At 52.8% G+C, this 5,193-nt stretch carries 1 tRNA gene and 3 rRNA genes; all 4 read right to left on the minus strand.

Annotated elements, in window-relative coordinates:
* Nucleotides 1-23: 23 nt before the first annotated feature.
* Nucleotides 24-141, minus strand: a 5S ribosomal RNA gene (rrf, locus tag EWV60_RS20500).
* 55 nt (nucleotides 142-196) lie between these two features.
* Nucleotides 197-3,076 (minus strand): 23S ribosomal RNA (locus EWV60_RS20505).
* Nucleotides 3,077-3,231: 155 nt separating this feature from the next.
* A tRNA-Ile gene (locus tag EWV60_RS20510) sits at nucleotides 3,232-3,305 on the minus strand.
* Nucleotides 3,306-3,439: 134 nt separating this feature from the next.
* A 16S ribosomal RNA gene (locus EWV60_RS20515) occupies nucleotides 3,440-4,928 on the minus strand.
* Together the 16S, 23S and 5S rRNA genes with 1 tRNA gene alongside form the textbook arrangement of a ribosomal RNA operon.
* Nucleotides 4,929-5,193: the final 265 nt, after the last annotated feature.

Below are 5,193 nucleotides of genomic sequence, written 5' to 3' on the forward strand. Positions count from 1 at the left end.
GATTGAGGGGTAGGAAAGAATAATCCTGGCATCGAGCTATTGTCCCGGTCGGCAACCCGACAAGTATCTTGGCCACGGCGAAGTTTCACAACCGAGTTCGGGATGGAATCGGAGTGGTGCCATCACGTTAAAGACACCAGGAAGGGTAGAACCCTCAAGACTGCAAAAGCTAGGAAAAAAGTGGTGAAAGAAGAATCAGGTCAAGCCCTCGGTCGGTTAGTACTCCTCGACTGCACTCGTTACCGAGCTTCCATCTAGAGCCTATCAACGGGTAGTCTACCCGAGACCTTACTGGCTTAATGCCATGAGAGCAATCATCTGGAGGTGGGCTTCCCACTTAGATGCTTTCAGCGGTTATCCGCTCCGCACATGGCTACCCTGCGTTTACCGTTGGCACGATAACAGGTACACCAGCGGTGCGTCCTTCCCGGTCCTCTCGTACTAAGGAAGGCTCCTCGCAATGCTCTTACGCCTACACCGGATATGGACCGAACTGTCTCACGACGTTCTGAACCCAGCTCACGTACCGCTTTAATGGGCGAACAGCCCAACCCTTGGGACCGACTTCAGCCCCAGGTTGCGATGAGCCGACATCGAGGTGCCAAACCTCCCCGTCGATGTGAACTCTTGGGGGAGATCAGCCTGTTATCCCTAGAGTAACTTTTATCCGTTGAGCGACGGCCCTTCCACGCGGTGCCGTCGGATCACTAAAGCCGACTTTCGTCCCTGTTCGACTTGTGGGTCTCACAGTCAAGCTCCCTTCTGCTTTTGCACTCTATCGTCCCATTTCCAACGGGACCGAGGGAACCTTTGCGCGCCTCCGTTACCTTTTAGGAGGCGACCGCCCCAGTCAAACTGCCCACCTGAAACTGTCTCCCGCCCCGATTAGGGGTCAGGGTTAGAATTCTAGCCTCGCCAGAGTGGTATCTCACCGTTAGCTCCACTCTCCCCACGAGGAGAGTTTCAAAGCTTCCCACCTATCCTGCGCAAGCGAAGCCCGAAGCCAATTCCAGGCTACAGTAAAGCTTCATAGGGTCTTTCTGTCCAGGTGCAGGTAGTCCGTATCTTCACAGACAATCCTATTTCGCCGAGTCTCTCTCCGAGACAGTGCCCAGATCGTTACGCCTTTCGTGCGGGTCGGAACTTACCCGACAAGGAATTTCGCTACCTTAGGACCGTTATAGTTACGGCCGCCGTTCACCGGGGCTTCGGTCGTCAGCTTCAGATTACTCCTGACCAACTTCCTTAACCTTCCGGCACTGGGCAGGCGTCAGCCTCCATACTGCGTCTTACGACTTGGCGGAGACCTGTGTTTTTGGTAAACAGTCGCCTGGGCCTATTCACTGCGACCCTCTTGCGAGGGTACCCCTTCTCCCGAAGTTACGGGGTCATTTTGCCGAGTTCCTTAGAGAGAGTTATCTCGCGCCCCTTAGTATTCTCTACTTCCCCACCTGTGTCGGTTTCGGGTACAGGCAATTAATGATTAACGTGGTTCGGGCTTTTCTAGGAAGCTTGATCAGCGCCACTTCCCTCCCGTGGGAGGTGGGACTCGCGTCTTAGCTCCTGGTGTTTTCACCACCTCTCATCGCCTCGACTGCTTGCACTGGTAACCAACATCCAGCTGACGTTGACCTTCTCCGTTCTCCGGCACAATCATTAATCGGTACGGGAATGTTAACCCGTTGTCCATCGACTACGCTTTTCAGCCTCGCCTTAGGTCCTGACTGACCCTCCGCGGACGAGCCTTGCGGAGGAAACCTTGGGGTTTCGGGGTGTGGGATTCTCACCCACATTTTCGCTACTTAAGCCGACATTCTCACTTCTATAGAGTCCACAGCTGCTTGCCGCTACTGCTTCACCCCCTATAGAACGCTCCCCTACCACTACAATGTAGTCCACAGCTTCGGTAGATAACTTAGCCCCGTTCATTTTCGGCGCAGGAGCGCTTGACCAGTGAGCTATTACGCACTCTTTTAAGGATTGCTGCTTCTAGGCAAACCTCCTGGTTGTCAATGCACTCCCACCTCCTTTCTCACTTAGTTATCATTTGGGGACCTTAGCTGGTGGTCTGGGCTGTTTCCCTCTTGACGATGAAGCTTATCCCCCACCGTCTCACTGGTAGTTTTTTTAGCCGTATTCAGAGTTTGCCTCGCCTTGGTACCGGTCTCCCAGCCCGCGGCGAAACAGTGCTTTACCCCGACTAAACTTCCACTACCGCTGCGCCTCAACACATTTCGGGGAGAACCAGCTAGCTCCGAGTTCGATTGGCATTTCACCCCTAACCACAGCTCATCCGCTAATTTTTCAACATTAGTCGGTTCGGACCTCCACTTGGTTTTACCCAAGCTTCATCCTGGCCATGGTTAGATCACCCGGGTTCGGGTCTACAAATTATGACGCTTCGCCCTATTCAGACTCGCTTTCGCTGGGGCTGTGGGGTCTTCCCCCTTCACCTGCCATAACCTGTAAGTCGCCGGCTCATTCTTCAACAGGCACACGGTCAGACGTTCAATCGTCCTCCCATTGCTTGTAGGCTAACGGTTTCATGTTCTATTTCACTCCCCTTCCGGGGTTCTTTTCACCTTTCCCTCGCGGTACTGTTTCTCTATCGGTCACACGGGAATATTTAGCCTTACCTCGTGGTCGAGGCAGATTCACACGGGATTTCACGTGCCCCATGCTACTCGGGATGCAGTTAAGCTGGTTCCTTTTTCGACTACAGGACTTTCACCTTCTCTGGTGCGGTTTTCAGCCGCTTCGTCTAAATTTCCCAGTCTTTTGTTACTGTCCCACGACCCCAAGTTCCGAAGAACTTGGTTTAGGCTGTTCCCTTTTCGCTCGCCGCTACTGGGGGAATCGCTGTTGCTTTCTTTTCCTCTGGCTACTAAGATGTTTCAGTTCACCAGGTTTGCTCGCTCCACCCTATGTATTCAGGTGGTCGTGTTTAGGGTTGCCCCATTCGGATATCTTCGGATCAATGCTTGCTTCCCGCTCCCCGAAGCGTTTCGTCGGTAACTACGTCCTTCTTCGCTTCCGTGTGCCTAGGTATCCACCGTTAGCCCTTATTAGCTTGACCTTGCGGTCTTCTTTTTTGGCTTTTTCACCTAGCTCTATGCAGTTTTCAAGGTTCCTCTGGACTCTTTACTCAGAGCCAGCATTCTCTCTTACTATGTCAGTAAGATAAGGTGCTGATTCCTCGCTTCTTTTCTTTCTTTTTGCCACCTGTACAGGTGGGCCATCCTGGACTCGAACCAGGGACCTCACCCTTATCAGGGGTGCGCTCTAACCACCTGAGCTAATAGCCCTTGTTCCTGATTCAGGTCTTGTGTGAACCCAGAACCTAGTTTGAAAGCCAATTTCGCCTCGCTCCGACCTTTTGGGATTGATTCTTGGTAGCGACTACTTTTTTTTCGTCTCCTACCTGAATTAGGTCTCCCTTTAAGGAGGTGATCCAGCCACACCTTCCGGTACGGCTACCTTGTTACGACTTCACCCCAGTCACTAGCCCTGCCTTAGGCATCCCCCTCCTTGCGGTTGAGGTAATGACTTCGGGCGTGACCAGCTTCCATGGTGTGACGGGCGGTGTGTACAAGGCCCGGGAACGAATTCACCGCCGTATGCTGACCGGCGATTACTAGCGATTCCTCCTTCATGCAGGCGAGTTGCAGCCTGCAATCTGAACTGAGGCCGGGTTTGCTGGGATTCGCTGGCTCTCGCGAGTTCGCTGCCCTTTGTCCCGACCATTGTAGTACGTGTGTCGCCCAAGACGTAAGGGGCATGCTGACTTGACGTCATCCCCACCTTCCTCCGGTTTGTCACCGGCAGTCTCCTTAGAGTCCCCAACTTAATGCTGGCAACTAAGAACGAGGGTTGCGCTCGTTGCGGGACTTAACCCAACATCTCACGACACGAGCTGACGACAGCCATGCACCACCTGTGTTCGCGCTCCCGAAGGCACCCCCAGCTTTCACCAGGGTTCGCGACATGTCAAGTCTTGGTAAGGTTCTTCGCGTTGCATCGAATTAAACCACATACTCCACCGCTTGTGCGGGCCCCCGTCAATTCCTTTGAGTTTCACACTTGCGTGCGTACTCCCCAGGCGGGATACTTAACGCGTTAGCTTCGGCACGGCTCGGGTCGATACAAGCCACGCCTAGTATCCATCGTTTACGGCTAGGACTACAGGGGTATCTAATCCCTTTCGCTCCCCTAGCTTTCGTCCCTGAGTGTCAGATACAGCCCAGTAGCACGCTTTCGCCACCGATGTTCTTCCCAATCTCTACGCATTTCACCGCTACACTGGGAATTCCTGCTACCCCTACTGCTCTCTAGTCTGCCAGTTTCCACCGCCTTTAGGTCGTTAAGCAACCTGATTTGACGGCAGACTTGGCTGACCACCTGCGGACGCTTTACGCCCAATAATTCCGGATAACGCTTGCCTCCCCCGTATTACCGCGGCTGCTGGCACGGAGTTAGCCGAGGCTGATTCCTCAAGTACCGTCAGAACTTCTTCCTTGAGAAAAGAGGTTTACAATCCAAAGACCTTCCTCCCTCACGCGGCGTTGCTCCGTCAGGCTTTCGCCCATTGCGGAAAATTCCCCACTGCTGCCTCCCGTAGGAGTCTGGGCCGTGTCTCAGTCCCAGTGTGGCTGCTCATCCTCTCAGACCAGCTACTGATCGTCGCCTTGGTAGGCTCTTACCCCACCAACTAGCTAATCAGACGCAAGCTCTTCTTCAGGCCAATTAGTTTTCACCTTGCGGCACATCGGGTATTAGCAGTCGTTTCCAACTGTTGTCCCCGTCCTGAAGTTAGATTCTTACGCGTTACTCACCCGTCCGCCACTAGAATCCGAAGATTCCCGTTCGACTTGCATGTGTTAGGCACGCCGCCAGCGTTCATCCTGAGCCAGGATCAAACTCTCCATGATGAATCGTTTGACTCTTTTGACTTTTTTTTGTCTCCCCCTTGCGGGTTTGACTTTTTTGTTATAGAATTGCTTCTAAACGAGGCTTTTTTTGCTTGGCTTTCAAACTATTGTTTTGTCTAGGTTCCAGCGTCGTTTGCTTCGCTTTGCTTTCGCTTTGCTTCAACCGCGCATTTACCAATGTATCTAACTTCCCCAGGTTTGTCAACCCCTTTTGGCAAAATTTTTTGATCTTTTTTCTATCCCTTGCCACGTAAGCTTTTCAGCT

This window comes from Microcystis sp. Msp_OC_L_20101000_S702 (assembly GCF_007095705.1).
Lineage (GTDB): Bacteria > Cyanobacteriota > Cyanobacteriia > Cyanobacteriales > Microcystaceae > Microcystis > Microcystis ichthyoblabe_A.